This is a genomic window from Anabaena sp. UHCC 0204, assembly GCF_009711975.1.
Lineage (GTDB): Bacteria > Cyanobacteriota > Cyanobacteriia > Cyanobacteriales > Nostocaceae > Dolichospermum.
In genome coordinates this window covers 75071-92332 of the sequence record NZ_VIKW01000013.1, presented here as the reverse complement: position 1 = coordinate 92332, position 17262 = coordinate 75071, and the positions used below count along the sequence as shown (strand labels likewise).

Annotated in this window: 12 protein-coding genes; 2 read left to right on the top strand and 10 right to left on the bottom strand. The window is 37.5% G+C overall.

What is annotated here, in order from left to right; all coding sequences use genetic code 11:
* Positions 1–44 precede the first annotated feature (44 nt).
* The 5 genes from psbV to FJR04_RS12950 form a co-directional block, all read right to left on the bottom strand.
* The gene (gene psbV / locus FJR04_RS12970; RefSeq protein ID WP_168495354.1) at positions 45–536 is read right to left on the bottom strand and encodes a photosystem II cytochrome c-550; all 492 of its coding nucleotides are present in this window, start codon (positions 534–536) and stop codon (positions 45–47) included.
* A gap of 284 nt (positions 537–820) precedes the next feature.
* Entirely contained in the window at positions 821–1249 is a 429-nt protein-coding gene (locus FJR04_RS12965) for a hypothetical protein (protein WP_168495352.1), read from the bottom strand.
* 182 nt (positions 1250–1431) lie between these two features.
* Positions 1432–3411 carry an ATP-binding protein gene (locus FJR04_RS12960; RefSeq protein ID WP_168495350.1) on the bottom strand — a complete coding sequence of 660 codons (1980 nt, stop codon included), beginning with the start codon at positions 3409–3411 and terminating at the stop codon, positions 1432–1434.
* Positions 3412–3624 carry a hypothetical protein gene (locus FJR04_RS12955; RefSeq protein WP_168495348.1) on the bottom strand — a complete coding sequence of 71 codons (213 nt, stop codon included), beginning with the start codon at positions 3622–3624 and terminating at the stop codon, positions 3412–3414.
* A 123-nt stretch (positions 3625–3747) separates the two neighbouring features.
* Positions 3748–5073: a pentapeptide repeat-containing protein gene (locus FJR04_RS12950; protein ID WP_168495346.1), complete on the bottom strand. Its 1326-nt coding sequence runs from the start codon at positions 5071–5073 to the stop codon at positions 3748–3750.
* A 603-nt stretch (positions 5074–5676) separates the two neighbouring features.
* On the opposite strand from FJR04_RS12950, the gene FJR04_RS12945 reads away from it, so the two are divergent.
* Positions 5677–6420 carry a tetratricopeptide repeat protein gene (locus FJR04_RS12945; RefSeq protein WP_168495344.1) on the top strand — a complete coding sequence of 248 codons (744 nt, stop codon included), beginning with the start codon at positions 5677–5679 and terminating at the stop codon, positions 6418–6420.
* A 457-nt stretch (positions 6421–6877) separates the two neighbouring features.
* Entirely contained in the window at positions 6878–7639 is a 762-nt protein-coding gene (locus tag FJR04_RS12940) for a phosphatase PAP2 family protein (RefSeq protein WP_168495342.1), read from the top strand.
* A 324-nt stretch (positions 7640–7963) separates the two neighbouring features.
* Here the strand turns inward: FJR04_RS12940 and FJR04_RS12935 are convergent, their stop codons facing one another.
* The 5 genes from FJR04_RS12935 to pflA form a co-directional block, all read right to left on the bottom strand.
* Complete coding sequence (locus FJR04_RS12935; protein ID WP_168495340.1) at positions 7964–10735, bottom strand: bifunctional acetate--CoA ligase family protein/GNAT family N-acetyltransferase; 2772 nt, start codon at positions 10733–10735, stop codon at positions 7964–7966.
* Positions 10736–10763: 28 nt separating this feature from the next.
* Positions 10764–11207 (bottom strand): hydrogenase maturation protease, encoded by a 444-nt coding sequence (locus FJR04_RS12930; protein WP_168495338.1) that lies wholly within the window; start codon positions 11205–11207, stop codon positions 10764–10766.
* A gap of 29 nt (positions 11208–11236) precedes the next feature.
* Positions 11237–13465, bottom strand: coding sequence for a formate C-acetyltransferase (gene pflB / locus FJR04_RS12925; RefSeq protein ID WP_371717889.1), 2229 nt, complete (start codon positions 13463–13465; stop codon positions 11237–11239).
* Positions 13466–13578: 113 nt separating this feature from the next.
* Complete coding sequence (gene adhE / locus FJR04_RS12920) at positions 13579–16170, bottom strand: bifunctional acetaldehyde-CoA/alcohol dehydrogenase (RefSeq protein WP_168495334.1); 2592 nt, start codon at positions 16168–16170, stop codon at positions 13579–13581.
* Between the two features lie 56 nt (positions 16171–16226).
* Positions 16227–17015, bottom strand: a complete 789-nt coding sequence (pflA, locus tag FJR04_RS12915; protein ID WP_168495332.1) for a pyruvate formate-lyase-activating protein — start codon at positions 17013–17015, stop codon at positions 16227–16229.
* Positions 17016–17262 lie beyond the last annotated feature (247 nt).

Below are 17262 nucleotides of genomic sequence, written 5' to 3'. Positions count from 1 at the left end.
CCCTCACTAGATATTATTGGATATTAAACTGTATTAGACTAGGTTTAGTAGTATATTTTACCACCACCCCATTTAGTACCAACTACTTTAGGTTGGAGGAGAATATGACCAGCGATCGCAGTTAAGTCCTCATCTGTCAGATTTCGCATTTCCGTGAAAATATCTGCACTCTTGGTGCTGGGGTGGAATTCAGAAATTTCTTCTTCACCGTCATAGGTAGTGGGATTTTTCATATAGTCCACCAAACCTTCAATATTATTGCGGTTGGGTGTAGCTAATGCCAAAGCTTCTGGCTCAAGTCCCACGTTTTGGTTAGTCTTAGTAACACCACCCGCATGACATTGAGCGCAAGCGAATTGAAATAATCGTTTGCCTTCTTTGACTTGTTTTAAGCTGAGTACAACGGTATCACCTTGGGCATTTAATGGTACTGTTCGGATCGCTTCATCCAGTTCCACTGCTGTTGCACTACCGACAAGCATCTGAAATGTCAGCAAAATAGTAGCTACAACCACACCAATTAGTCTTCTAAACATATTTCCCCTTAAAGATTTTGATGCTTAACACAAGCTTTGATAGCGATACTAAATCTCTATATTGATGTTCATTACTGATGAGTGATTGCCTTGGTTAATAGCCATGCAAAATGTTGTCAGTAACATTTTGTGTATGCTTCACCAATAGTTGGGAAACAATTACCTTTGTATCCTCTAACTCCAACAGAACTGATTATAGAGATTGAGTCACTGTAATACCAATATCATGTTAAGAGTCCAATTTGTTGCCGAAAATACGTTAGACTCTTATTAGTTCAAAAATACTATTTTTGTTGTTGTGAAATGGATAGCGTATAGTTATAATTGCGTCTCGATAATTCACCTACGTAAACTGAGTATTTTCCTTTAGTCCAGTAACCAGAAAGTTTTGGTCTGTTTTCAGCATCATCACTGAGTACACAAAAGCGTCCCCCTGGTCCGTCAATTAATAGTGTTGCCTGTCCTTCACTCTCTACTGTTAATTGTAGATAAGGCAGCGATTCAGTAACTTCAATGACTTGACTAGGTATAGTAGGAATATGACCGCAATCAGTTTTGATCACTCCCCCAGATTGGCCAGTTAAGTTCATGGGATCTATCTGGAGAGGATTTTTGATTTTAGTAATTGAGGGTTTGGCAAAACTAGTTTGAGTAAGCAATAAACTCATTACTAATGCTGCGGGAATAAGTGTAAATAGCCTCAAAGTCTTCATTTTATTTCCATCCCCCCAACTTGATTAGGCTGTTTATTAAATATAGCAATTTTGCATGGCATATATTTTTAGACGCAGACAATCAGATTGTGTTCCTGGGTGACTGAGCTTTAAACTGGTGCAAATGAGTGTTTCTTATCTGTTCCCTTCTTTTGTAATTAATTGTTAATTGACAATTATTATCAAATCCATCCCCTAACTTCATTATCTGTCATAGGTCTTTCTAGCTTCACATATTCGCTTTTAGCAGCTTGCAGAATATGTTTCATCATTACGGATTCATTTGCTTCTGCTGCTAAGAATGTAGCATTTTTAGCGATATTGCGAATATTTCCACCGGCGACATTCAAACTAGATAATTTTTTAAAATTTAGTCCTTCTGTTGGTGTTTTTTTCGGAAATATGCGTTTCCAAATTTCTTCTCTTTGTGTTGCATCTGGAAAAGGAAATTGGACTACAAATCCTAGTCGTCGTAAAAAAGCTTGATCTATAGAACCTTTTAAATTAGTTGTTAAAACTGCTAAACCTTGGTATGCTTCCATCCGTTGCAATAAATAACTAACTTCCATGTTTGCATAGCGATCATGGCTATCTTTTACTTCCGAACGTTTGCCAAATAAGGCATCAGCCTCATCAAATAGGAGGATTGCCCCTCCACCTTCAGCAGCATCAAAAACTCGGCGCAGATTTTTCTCTGTTTCACCAATATATTTACTAACAACAGAACTTAAATCAATCCGATAAACGTCTAATTTTAAGTTGTTACCTAATACTTCTGCGGCCATGGTTTTACCTGTGCCACTTTGTCCAGCAAATAAAGCACTGATACCGAGTCCTCTTTTACTTTTAGATGCAAATCCCCAGGATTCATAAACTTTAGTTCTTTGGCGGACATGAATAGCAATTTCTTGAAGAGTTTGACGATCTTTTTCTGGTAAAATTAAATCATCCCAGTCTGCTGTTGAGTCAATCCGTTCTGCCATATCATCGAGGTTTAGACGGGCTTGAGTACGGCAAATATCCCAGAGATGATCTTGGATTTCTGATTGAGAATTATTGATATTTTCCCAAATCTCTTGTCCTAAATTTTTAGCTTTGAATCCTACTGCTTGAATGGCGGAGGAACTAAGATTAAAATGCGAGACTAGAATATCTATATGTTGATCTAGTTGGGATGAGGCTGTACCTAGAGTATTTTTCCAAATTAAACGTTGTTCATCAGTGCTAGGTTGATGAATATCAAAGACAACTAGGGGGCGTTGTCGGGAACGACGGCGATCTTGACTACTAATAATTAAAGGACATTCAATAGTTTCTATGAATCGGGAAATTGTATTTTCTCTAGCTGTATCGGTGGTTATTATAGAGTCGCAGTCTAAGAATAAAATACTTTTATTTAATGTCCATTCTCTTTCCCATAAAGATTGTATAAAACTAAGTTGGGTAATATCTAGAGGCAATGTGTCCGCAGAAATGATTTGTAATTGACTGTTTAATTGCCAACAAGCATTAGCAGCTATGGATTTTTTAGTATTTATTTCACTGCCACACAAATACAATGCTGGATATGATAAATTTAATGCTTGTTCCCAAATTGCTTTTATTTGATCGGCTATTTCTTGATGGGATGGTACTAGTTGATTTGCTGGTGGTAATGGTTCAACCATACTGATTAATCGTTCATCTAATTCTTGTATTCCCCATAAATAGTGTAGTATTCTTTCATCAAGTCTGATTGGACTATTAGTTAATGATTTTCCTGGTGATAATTCAATGATTCGCCATTGTCGTAAAGGTGCATCAGGAGTAATTGCACCCCAATAAGATCCTGGTAAAGTTGCCATAGCTAGACTAAAGCTAGGGTAGTTAAGTTCCGCATTTGATTGAATTCTTACGAATAAGCTTCCCCAACTATTATTTAATTCTATACCAACACACAGTAAAACTAAATCCCGTTCAAAATCTGATAAATGGAAGATTTGACATAATTGTTCTAATGCCGATGGTGGAGACATTCCTGATGGTGGCAGAGGTGGAAAATTAGATATTTCCCGATCTGGATGATGATTATTTAGGATCTTTTCGATGCGGGCGATCGCTTGGCGCAAATAAAAATAGTTTTCTCGCACCCACTTGTCACGGTTGGAGTTTAATTCTGGCATTTAGCTACCAATTTCTTGAATTAATTTTTCTAAATATTCTTGGGCTTCTTGATCTGTCATCAATAAAGCTTTACCTTGTTCTAAAATTTCATATTTTCCTTGATAATATCCATGTCCAGCAATTAATCCTAAGCTGACAGCTTGATTACCAAGTTTTGTAAGTTTGTTAAAGCTATCTATTTCTAGTTGTCGTTCACAAGATTCTTCATTCATGGTTTTGTTTCGAGTGATCAAGGAAAAATAGCAGTATTTTTGGGTTGATTATAGCATAATTTATCACTAAGCTTGAATAGTTCAATCAAGAAGAGACTGTATAAGGGGAGACAACAAAATGAATTATTTACCCAATTTGTTAGGAATTCCTTCACAACCACCGGGAATTGTGTTTCTGCTTTTTTCCCCACACCAAGCACAGCAATAGTAACGAGCAGATTCAGACATTCGTTGTACGTTACTAAAATTAGCATTTTCTACGACTGCGCCGGTTTGTTCACCGGTTTCATAGTTGGGTGGTTGAGTACGACTGCGGGGTGATGCTTGTTCTCCTGAACCATAAAATAAACGGATTCCATTTAAGTCAGCACCGCTCAGATTAGCATCATATAAAATTGTGCGGGAGAGATTGGCTTTTACTAAGTCACAATTGGTAAGATTGGCACGGACGAGATTGGCTTCACTTAAATCTGTCCAACGCAAATCAGTTGCTGATAAGTCTGCGGATGCTAACATGATTCCTAAATCAATGACGCGCACTCCTTCTAAACGATCTTCGGCATAACCACCACTACCATCTAGAATAGCTCTACCTAAACGGCGATCGCGTTGTAAAGGAGTGAGTAGTTTGGAACGGGAGAGAAACCGCAGAATTTTGGCTTTACCACTAGCGTCTACACTACTAAATATAGCGGCTGTTCTGCCTTCAGCGATCGCTCTTTCTTGAGGCCAATCTTCTAATAATCCTTCTTCATCTAATACTAAATCGGAAACACCTTGAAAGTAAGAATCTATGGTTTGTTGTTGAGTAATAATATTTTGTTGTACTGTTAGCAAATTTTGTTGAATTGTTAGATCTTTAGAAATAACATATTGTCGCCACGCTACATAAACGGCAATTATGGCAATAGAAATTTGCCCTAAAGCCCCAAACCATTCTGCTAAAGTTCCTGAAGCATCCCAATTTATTCTTTTACCCCATAATAAGAAATTCTTTCCTAAATTTGTAAATTTAAATAAGCCAATTATGGCTACAAATATGCCTACAAAACCTACAAATATATTTCTCTCTTGGGGTGAAAACCAATCTTGAATTGCTTTTTTTAACCAAGGAAAAAGTATGATGAGAGATAATAGTAAGGCAGCTAGAGTTCCTAAGATGCCTAAGAATGAGTTATTAATGACGATACCAATTAATGTCAAGGCGATCGCTAAATTAGTGAATAATAAAATTCTCAAGCTGACAGCATCTTTAAGACTGGAGTTATTTTGCCAAAAAGCAGCAGTTTTTTGGATAATGCTCGTCTTGACGGCAGATTGTCTACATATTTGTTTTTTACCCACTTCTTCTGTTATTGATAAGTTCTCACTTTTACCATTTTCCAATTCATCTTCCTCATTTATATCTGGAGAATATGGGGAAGATGAGTCAGATTCATTAATAGTCATACTTTCGATAGTCCTATATTATATAGTTATTAATATTTCTTATTTAACCAGATAATGTGAACAAATTATAACTTACATCATATTGAGTTTAGAAAATTGACGTTTTCTCTTAAAGATTGTATATTTTTTTTGCCAATATGACAACAATACTTTATGGCAAATATAGCAGTTCCCATGCTCGTGAGGTACAAAGTTTTTTAGTTTTAGGGAACAGGGAATAGATCCAGCCTCTAAATTCTCCAGAAGCTTGTGTCATCTGCTTTTTTAATGTTTAATTTTCAATTCCACCCTGTGGTACTAGTCTCTGAATTCTCTATTGACAAATTAAGTATGGTTATGCACTGCCAGTTTTTACCAAACAAATAAAATGGTTATATAATAAGCGGTACTATAGATGAGTAAAGTTTATACTTACGGGGCAATTGATTTATTTAACATAAGTATGGTATGATAGCCCTAATTTGTTAAACCTTTGTCAGAATCCTCATCTTTACTTTGCACAATCAAAAAACAATTAATAACAATTAGTTGATTTTGATACGACTTTTAAATCACCATCAGCTTTAGGATCATAATTATAATGAGTTTTGTAGGTGCAATAATATGGTAGTTTGGCAACGCTTAATTGCCCCTGGGTTGATCAGTTTTTTGACAATAAGCTGTAGTGAATTGCCAAATTCTTCATCTGAAAATGTCAAACAATTGGTTCAGCAGAGCAATGTTACTCAACTGATCACCGAAGTACAAGATAGTCAAAAAGCAGAAAACTTACTATTACAAGGTAACGGTTTATTAGATACCCATCGCTATAAAGAAGCATTAGTAGCTTATGATCAAGTGATAGCTATTAAAACCGACAGTGCAGAAACATGGGTAAATCGTGGAAATGCCTTAATAGCTTTGCAACAATATCCAGAGGCGGTAGAATCTTATGATAAGGCGATCGCCATTCGTCCAAATAAAGATGAGGCTTGGTATAATCGTGGTAATGCTTTAACAGCTTTACGGCGTTACGAAGAAGCCGTAAAATCCTATGATGAAGCGATCGCTATTCAAGCCAACAAACATGAAGCCTGGATTAACAGAGGCATTGTTCTTACCAAATTACAACGCTACAAAGAAGCTTTAGCCTCTTACAATCAAGCAATTACAATTCAACCTAATTTGCATCAAGCATATTATAACAAAGCTTGTAATTATGCCTTACAAAATAATGTCGAACTAGCCATTGAAAATTTAAAGAAAGCTATTCAACTTGTACCTAATAAATATCAAGAGTTAGCAAAAACAGACGCAGATTTCGATAAAATTAGGGATAAAAATCGGTTTCAGGAATTACTACAATAAGTAATGTAATTTGCTAGTTAGAGAAATTGTCAGAAATGGCTAACGCCACGCTACGCTATCAGGATGTCCAGGATTTAAGGATGTACAGGATAAAAACTGGAGTTTTATCACCTATTACCAACCTCAACTAAATAACTAGCAACTTCTGAACTAAGGATCGTGGATTTAATAAAGTGTCAAACTTTGTTTGAGGTTTCTTGTCGTACACCAAAACAATAACCGAGAATTATAGGTTATTTCATCCAAAATCCTAAGTAGAACGGACTAAATAATTCCAGGTTTGTAGTGAGGACTTTAGTCCTCATTTAAGGGCTGAAGCCCTTACTACCAAATCATCTCAATATTTTTTACATTACTTAATCTAAGTTGATTTATTTTTGTCTAGTTACTTATGGCAGTTGATTTATTCTGAGTATTCTGATAAAAAGATACTGAGAATACTGCTATACATCTAATTATGAAAAAACTAAACCAAAGTAGACGTACAAGCAAGTCACCGCTTAATTTTTTAAAAAACCTGCTGCTTTCACACTGGCGTTCTTTGTTACTAATGTTTATGGGTGTGTATTTACCGTTGCAGGTTGTAGAAATCCTGGCGGTGCAAATTTGGGAAAATGAAGGTGGTTTTTCCTGGGATATACCTATTTTACAGGCAATTTACTCTACAGCTAATCCACAACTTGATACTATTGCCGTATGGTTGACTCAGTTGGGAGGATTCTGGACTGTGTTACCTGTATTAAGTGCGATCGCAGTAATATTATGGAAGCGAAGAAGGTGGAGAACTCTTGCTTATGTATTCACTACAGTTTTAGGAAACTTTCTCATTAATCGCACAGCTAAAGAATTTATGCGCCGAGTGCGTCCCCAATTATGGGTATCAAAAGCACCTGAATTTGATTATGCTTTTCCCAGTGGTCACGCGATGACAAGCATGACATTGGTAGTGATTTTTGTGATTTTAACTTGGCATCGTCCTTGGCGGTGGCTAGTGATAACTGTCGGTAGTTTATACGTTTTAGTTATTGGTTGGACAAGGCTTTATCTTGGAGTTCATTTCCCCAGTGATATTATTGCTGGTTGGATGGTTGCGTTAGCTTGGGCTGTTGGTGTCAGTCTAATTATGAAACCTAATTTGCATAGAATGAATAGTGCCAATAGCAGGGTAGAACCGGAAACTCATCTACTACCTGAAGAAAAGCAATTATTGGAGAAGTAGTTAGTTGTCAAGATAAGAAAAATTAACCACGTTCGCGGAGCGTGGCGTTAGCCATAGAAGCGAAGGAAACGAAGGAAGAGGGAAGAAGGAATTAATGGTGTTGCTGATTAAGAGTATGATTTTGTTATGCCTACGGCACGCTGCGCGAACACGCAGAGGCGCAGAGTCTACAGAGAGTAAGAGTTTGAAATCATTGATTTTTGAATTTCATACCCTAATTCAGCAACGCCGAATTAATTAACAAATTTTAATATTTAAAATGGCGGTAATTCATGAATTACCGCCAGTTAAGAAGATGATTTTTGAGGAGGTGCTGGGTTGGTTCTATGTTAGTTGAATTTCAGCTTTTAATACTGTTGGATCATTAGTATGTAAAATCTGAAAGCCGAGTTTTTGACATACTCTTTGCATACCTGAGTTATCAGCTAAAATGTCAGCATAGATGCAACAGATTTTCTCCTTTTTACCGACTTCTAATAATCTGCGGAGTATTTGTGTACCTAAGCCTTGACATTGATGGCGATCGCTCACTAGCATAGCAAATTCCGCCGCACTACTACCATGTAATTTACTCAATCTTCCTACTGCTATGATTTCCGTTTCTTTGGTTTCTGGATTTTCATGTTCTACGACTAATGCCATTTCTCTGTCATAGTCAATAAAACAAATTCTGGTAAGTCGTTCATGGGCGATACGTTGACTTAATTTAATTAGGTGAAAGTACCGTAAATAAACACTTTCTTCTGAGAGTGTTTTGTGAAATTTAACTATTACTGGTTCGTCTTCAGGACGGATAGGACGGATAGTAATTGGTGTCCCATTCTTGAGAGTTCCATTGCTAACATATTGATGAGGATAGGGACGAATAGCTAATTTTGGTAATTGATGTGTTTCCACTTCAGGAGAATGTAATACTATTCTCCCATCTAAAGCTATTAAACCACCAGGATGATCCGGACTAGGAGGAATAGCTAATAAAGGATTAATGTCAATTTCTTTAATCCCTGGTTGTTCCACAACTAATTGACTAAATACTACTAACAATTCCTCCAAAGCCGCCATATTTATACTTTCTCTACCCCGGACTCCTTTCAATGCTTTATAGATTTTGGTTTGTTCCATCATTCGTCTAGCTAGGGTAGTATTTAAAGGCGGAAGGGCGATAGAACTATCTTGAAAAACTTCCACCAACTGTCCCCCAGCCCCAAATAATAATACTGGTCCAAACTGGGGATCTAAACTACTACCAATTATTAGTTCATAACCGCTGGTTTTTACCATTTCTTGCACGGTTACACCTAAAAAATCTTCCAGTTTGGCTTTTTCTAACACGGAAGATTCTATTAAATGATATGCTTTTTTTACAGCTTCAGCATTCCGCAAATTTAACTGTACACCACCCACATCTGTTTTATGAGTAATGGTGTGAGAATACAATTTTAACACCACTGGATAACCAATAGTTTCTGCACAATGCACTGCTTCCTCTGCACTTTTAGCAATGCTCCCAGCAACTACGGGAATCCCATAAGCTGCTAATATTTCCTTAGATTCAAATTCTGTAAGAATAGTTCTTCCGGCTTTTCTAGCATCATTAATAATGCTGGCGACTAATTCAGCTTTAGCACCATTAGTATCAGATTCTAATGTAGGTAATACAGGAGTTTCGTAAATACCCTGCAAGTTATAACTATACCGCCACATATAGCTAAATATCCGCGCTGCTGTATCGGGATAACGGTATGTAGGAATCCCTTGATGGTTCAGAATTTGTTCCCCAGCAGCGACATCTGCACCACCCATCCAACTTGCTAAAATCGGTTTATTCGACATTTGCGCGTAGGGTTTTAATTGTTCTGCTGTTTGGGTAGGATCTGTCATTGATTGGGGTGTTAAAATCACTAATAAACCATCACTATTGGGATCTTTGGCAGCAATTTCTAAGGCTTTTGTATAACGTTGAGGATCAGCATCTCCTAAAATATCAATAGGATTATTGTGACTCCATTGTGGGGGTAAAATATCATTCAGAGAAGTAATGATTTCTGGAGAAATAGTTGCTAGTTCTCCTCCACTTTCAATTAATGTATCTGTGGCTAATACTCCAGGTCCTCCAGCATTAGTTAAAATCGTCAAACGTGGTCCTTTAGGACGGGGTTGTTTTGCTAATACTTCCGACATATCAAATAAGTCAGAAATACTATTTACTCGTAATACCCCACAACGTCGAAAAGCGGCATCTAATACAGCATCGCTTCCTGCTAATGCACCTGTGTGAGAGGCTGCGGCTTTGGCTGCGGCTTCGGTACGACCGGCTTTAATCACAATTATCGGTTTTGTTAAAGCCACTTCTCGCGCTGCTGAGAGGAAGGAACGGGCATCCCCAATGGATTCCATATAAATGACAATACTTTTGGTATGGGGATCATCACCAAGATAATAAATCAAATCACCCCAATTTATATCTAACATTGAACCGATGGAAACGAAGGAACTAAAACCAACGTTTTCCTGTAAACTCCAGTCGAGAATTGATGTACATAAAGCCCCACTTTGGCTGATGAAACCGACGTTTCCCGGACGGGCTATTTTACTAGCAAAGGTAGCATTTAATCCGGTGCGGGGACTCATTACTCCTAAACAATTCGGACCGATAATTCTAATTTTTCCTCGGTATGCTTGTTGGAGTATTTCCTGTTCTAAAGCAATACCTTTTTCTCCGGCTTCTTTAAAACCTGCGGAAATAATTATTGCTCCTTTGACACCGATATCCACACAATCAGAAATGATTTTAGGAACTGTATGTGCTGGTGTTGCAATAACAGCTAAATCAATGGGTTCAGGAACATCAAAAATCGTGGGATAAGCTTTAATTCCTAATACGCTATGACGTTGAGGATTAATTGGAAAAACTGTGCCACCGAAGGGATTAGTAATTAAGTTCCAAAGTAAAGTTCGTCCCACACTTCCGGGTTTTTCTGTTGCACCAATTACCGCGACGGTTTTAGGTTGAAATATAGCATCTAAGGGATTAATTCTCTCTGTTTGTAAGATATCATAGGCTTTATCACTAAGATTTTTACTGGATACGGTCATACATACTCCTAATCATTGACAATTAACTCTATACTCGATTAATAATATTAATTATTTTGGTTAAAGCGATACCAATTCCTGTTTCGGCTATTGGTGAAAGACAATCTCCTAATTCAAAGTTAACTCCCGGTACTGTGACTAACCATGCTGGGGGACAATAACCATAGAGAGATTTGGTCAAGGCTAAGAGCGATCGCGGATCTGCACTATGTCCTATAATCATACTAGATGTAGTAGGTAATATAGGTTCTACTTGCACATCTGCTAATTCAGAATTAATCCGAGCATCCACGAAAATTGCTAAATTGACATTTGCTAAATTTGCCGCTAATTCTGGGGTAAGTTGGGGAACTGCAAGGGATTTTAGATTAGATAAATCCCAGAGATTGATTACATTTGCTATTCTTTGACCAATAGCATCATCACTACGTAATTCATTTCCATAACCAATCACCATTGCAGTTCCACTCATTTTGCTTACCCCTTGTCATCTATTCTAATTTAAATGTGATTATGGAAAGTCCGTTTGATCACATCTAGCTGTTGTTCATGGGTTAATTTGATGAAGTTAACCGCATATCCAGAAACTCGAATTGTCAGTTGGGGATATTTTTCAGGATGATCCATTGCATCAAGAAGTGTCTCTTTATCAAGGACATTGACATTAATATGGTGTCCTTGATTGTGGAAATAACCATCTAACATTCCACTGAGGTTATTAATTTTGTCCTGAGCAGTTTTACCTAAAGCATTGGGGACAATAGAAAAGGTATAAGAAATGCCATCTTGAGCATCTTTATAAGGTAGTTTAGCAACAGATTCAAGGGATGCGATCGCCCCTTTTGTATCTCTACCATGTAAAGGATTTGCACCAGGAGCAAAGGGTTCACCCGTTTTTCTACCATCAGGTGTATTACCTGTCATTTTGCCATAAACAACATTGGAAGTAATGGTTAAAATTGATTGAGTTGGTACAGCGTCACGATAGGTTTTTTGCTGACGTAGTTTGTTCATGAAGGTGTGAACAAGATTAGCGGCGATGTCATCTACTTGATCATCATTATTACCAAACTTAGGATAATCACCCTCAATTTCATAATCTATTGCTAAACCATTTTCATCACGAATTGCTTTAACTTTGGCGTATTTAATTGCTGATAAAGCATCTGCTACCACCGATAAACCCGCCATACCGCAAGCTACTGTTCGATAAACATCACGATCATGTAACGCCATTTCTAGTCGTTCATAACAGTATTTATCGTGCATATAGTGAATGACATTCAGAGTATTCACATACAACTTAGCTAACCAATCCATGATTTTGTCGAATTTTTCCACCACTTCTTCATAATCTAAATATTCAGAAGTAATGGGAACAAAACCAGCAGTCACAAGATGTCCTGTTTTTTCATCTTTACCACCATTAATGGCATATAATAACGCCTTGGCTAAGTTAGCACGAGCGCCGAAAAACTGCATTTGTTTACCAATTCGCATGGCGGAAACACAACAAGCAATCCCATAATCATCGCCATATTCGGGACGCATTAAGTCGTCATTTTCGTATTGAATTGAACTGCTATCAATGGAGACTTTAGTACAGAAGTGTTTAAAGCCAACAGGCAAATTTTCTGACCAAAGCACAGTTAAATTAGGTTCTGGTGCAGCACCTAAATTATATAAAGTGTGCAGGAAACGGAAGCTAGTTTTAGTAACTAAAGAACGTCCATCTTCTCCTATACCACCAATACATTCTGTTACCCAAGTTGGATCACCAGAGAACAATTGATTATATTCGGGTGTTCTTAAAAACCGCACCATTCGCAATTTGATCACAAAATGATCAATGATTTCTTGCACTTGAGATTCTGTCAATGTGCCATTTTTAAAATCGCGTTCAAAGTAAATATCTAGGAAAGTGGAAACTCTTCCTAAAGACATTGCTGCACCATTTTGTTCTTTAACAGCACCTAAATATGCGAAGTAAGTCCACTGTACAGCTTCTTTGCCATTGACAGCCGGCAAACTAATATCAAAGCCGTAACTAGCAGCCATGACTTTGAGTTCTTGTAATGCGCGAATTTGCTCACCAATTTCCTCATGTAGTCGAATTGTTGGCTCTAGCATATCGTCTAATTCTAGAGATTCCAATTGCTCTTTTTTATCGAGAATTAAACGATCAATTCCATACAATGCGACACGACGATAATCACCAATAATTCTTCCTCTTCCATAAGCATCAGGTAATCCGGTAATAATCCCAGAATGCCTTGCTAATTTCATTTGGCGAGTGTAACCATCAAAAACACCATCATTGTGGGTTTTACGATATTTCGTAAATATCTCTTCTGTTTGCGGATCAAGTTGGTAATTATAAGATTCTAGAGAGTTTTTTACGACTCGAATTCCACCAAAAGGCATAATCGCTCGTTTCAATGGTTTATCAGTTTGTAAACCGACAATTTGCTCGATTGTGGGATCAATATAACCAGGAGCATGAGAAACAATTGTTGATGGTACTTGGGTATCGGTATCTAAAATCCCTTTTTCTCGTTCCAATTTCATCAAATCACCGACTAAACTCCAAAGTGTTTGAGTGCGTTCGGTAGCATTAGTTAAAAAGCTATCATTTCCAGCATACGGTGTGTAATTAGCTTGAATAAAATCACGCACATCTATTTCTTGATTCCATTTACCAGTAGTAAAATCTTGCCATTGTTCGCACAAGTTTGAGCTAGATTTTTCTGGGCTTTGACGTTCTAAGTTAGCAACCATAATTACCTCCAAAAATTCAAAATTATTACCCAATCACCAATCACCAATCCCCAATCCCCAATTCCCTATTTGCCCCGATATGCTTTGATGTACAAATCTTGCAAGTCACTAATTAAGGGATAACGAGGATTTGCTCCTGTACATTGATCATCAAAGGCTTGTTCTGCCATTGATTCTAACTTGTCATAGAAGGTTTGTTCATCATCTTTAATGAAATCCTTAATGGTTAGGGGGATTTCTACATCTTGTTTGAGTTTTTCCACAGCAGTAATTAGCAATTCTACTTTCTCATCTTCTGTGTTTCCTCCTAATTCTAAATAATCGGCAATTTTGGCATAACGCCATTTAGCATTGGGATATTCATATTGGGGAAAAATCGCTTGTTTGAAGGGTGCATCTGTGGCATTGTAGCGAATAACATGAGAAATCATTAGGGCATTTGCTAACCCGTGGGGAATGTGGAAGGTAGAGCCTAATTTATGCGCTAGGGAGTGACAAATACCCAGGAAAGCATTAGCAAATGCCATGCCGGCAATTGTCGCTGCATAATGAACTTTTTCCCTAGCTTTAGGATCTTTTGCTCCATTTTTATAAGCAGAAGGCAAGTATTTAAATAATAAGCGAATTGCTTCTAAAGCTAACCCTTTAGTATATTCGGAAGCACAGATAGAAACATAAGCCTCCAGAGCATGAGTTAGGGCATCAATACCACCATAAGCTGTGAGTGGCTTGGGCATATTTAACACCAATTCGGGGTCAATAATTGCCATATTTGGAGTGAGTGCATAATCAGCCAAGGGGTATTTTATGCCCGTCCTATCGTCTGTTACAACTGCAAATGGTGTTACTTCTGAACCTGTTCCTGATGTGGTCGGAATTGCCACTAAAATGGCTTTATTTCCTAATTCTGGCAACGCATATACTCGCTTGCGGATGTCCATAAACCGCATGGCTAAACCATCAAATTCTGTTTCTGGATGTTCATACATTAACCAGATGACTTTCGCTGCGTCCATTGGAGAACCACCACCAATGGCAATAATTACATCTGGATGAAAACTATTGATTTGAGCAAGTCCTTTATTAATTGTTGTTAATGTTGGGTCAGGTTCAACATCATAAAAAACTTGGGTTTTAATGCCCATTTCTTCTAAAACATTAGTAACTTTTTCCGCAAGTCCTAATTCAAATAATGGTTGGTCGGTAATAATCAAGGCGCGGTGTTTTCCTGCTAAGTCTCCCAGAGCAACGGGTAAGCATCCATATTTGAAATAAACTTTGGGAGGGACACGAAACCAAAGCATATTTTCCCGTCTTTCTGTGACTGTTTTAATGTTAATCAGGTGACGCGGACCAACATTATCACTAACAGAATTATTCCCCCAACTACCACAACCTAAAGTTAAAGATGGATCAAGTCGGAAGTTATATAAGTCACCAATTGCACCTTGAGAAGAGGGCGTATTAACTAACACGCGACTGGTGTGTAGTTTATTTTCAAATTCGACAATGTGAGGGCGATTTTCTGGTGCAGTGTAAAGTACAGAAGTATGTCCAAGTCCACCAAATTCAATTAATTTTTCGGCTGTATCAACTGCTTCTGAAAAAGTTTCTGCCCGATACATGGCTAAAATTGGGGAAAGTTTTTCAGAAGATAATGCTTCTGTGATGCCAATTTCTGCAACTTCTGCAATAATTAGTTTAGATTCTTTGGCTTTTTCTACTCCTGCCATTTCCGCTAGTTTAGCAACAGTTTGACCAACAATTTCCGGATTCAAACGCCCATTAACTAAAATCAAATCTCTGACTTGATGCTTTTCCTGTTCATTCAAGAAATATGCACCACGAGTCATAAATTCTTGCTTCACACTTTCGTAAATATCATCTAAAACAATCACCGATTGTTCACTGGCACAAATCATGCCATTATCAAAAGTTTTGCTGATCAAAATTGAAGAAACGGCCATTTTAATATCAGCAGTTGAGTCAATTAAAGCCGGGGTATTTCCTGAACCCACGCCCAAGGAAGCATGACCAGAAGAATAAGCAGCGCGTACCATTCCTGGTCCACCAGTGGCGAGAATGAGGTTAATATTTGGATGCTGCATTAACTGTTGAGAAAGTTCAACTGTCGGTTCATCAATCCAACCAATAATCCCTGGAGGCGCTCCCGCTTCGATAGCCGCTGCTAGGATAATTTTGGCAGCTTTAATTGTGCATTCTTTGGCGCGGGGGTGGGGTGAGAAAATAATTCCATTCCGGGTTTTTAGAGCTAGTAAGGCTTTAAAAATAGCGGTGGAAGTGGGGTTGGTGACGGGAACAATTCCGGCTAATATACCTACTGGTTCAGCAATCCTCTGAATGCCGAATTGTTTATCATCTTCAATGATGCCACAGGTTTTTTCGGTTTTATATTTGTTGTAAATATATTCGGAAGCAAAGTGGTTTTTAATCACTTTATCTTCTATCACACCCATACCTGTTTCTTCTACAGCCATTTTCGCTAAAGGAATTCGTGCCGAATTTGCAGCCCTAGCAGCTTGTTTGAAGATGTGATCTACTTGTTCTTGGGTATATTCTGCATATTGAATTTGAGCAGCTTTAACTTGTTGAATTAAAACTTTGAGTTCTTCCAGATTTGTGACTGTAATTTTCATATATTTATGGTAAAATTTTGGTATTTGCAGCTTTAATTTTTACAAATCAATCGAGTTTATTGTACCTGAATTCCATGGCTGATAAATATGTCTTTCACTTTTTGAATTTCTTCAGCAGTAGGAGGTTGAGTATTTGCCAATTCATAATGATATCCAAGTTGATGCCATTTGTATTCACCTAATTTGTGAAAAGGCAAAACTTCAAGTTTTTCAACGTTCGGTAATTTGGAGACAAACTCAGCTAATTTAGTAACATTTTCAGGAGCATCAGTCAAGTTGGGAACTAAAACGAAGCGAATCCATGTTGGTTTATTAATTTCTCGTAAATATTCCGCAAATCTCAATGTAGGTTCTACAGAAACTCCGGTTAAATGTAGGTAGGTTGTAGGATCAAAAGATTTTATATCTAATAATACTAAATCTACAAATTCCAGCACAGGTTTAGATGCTGTTAAATCAGGAAATCCAGAGGTATCAAGGGCGGTATGAATTTGCAATTCTTGACAGCGGCGAAAAATTTCTTTAACAAATTCTGGTTGTAGCAAAGGTTCACCACCGCTAATAGTAACGCCTCCACCAGAAAATTGCATATAAGACCGATATTTCTCTATTTCAGTAATCAGTTCTTCTGGGGTTGTTTTTATTCCACCTGCGGTATCACGAGTATCAGGATTGTGACAATAGAAACATCTGAGTAAACAGCCTTGAGTAAAAATGACAAATCGTATACCCGGACCATCAACTGTACCACAGGTTTCTACAGAGTGAATATGACCTGATATCTGAGAAGGTTGGGAAACGGTTTGAACGAACCTGTTTGGACTTTCATAAATTGGAGTAGTCATAACAAATCCTCAAATTTGGGTTCAGGACAAACACATCTGAGTATACATAACCGCACGGGAAAATTCAAAATATTGCGTTGCTCTCTTTAGGGATATAAAATTCAAAAAGCCGATTACACAAACCTTTAAGGAATTCTTAATGATTAGTTAATGTCCGCCGTTGTGTAATAGTTATCTGAATTGAGGTTGGGAAACATAGCATAACTCTCTGTGATTTATTCTTTACTTTGAAAATACGCTAAAAATT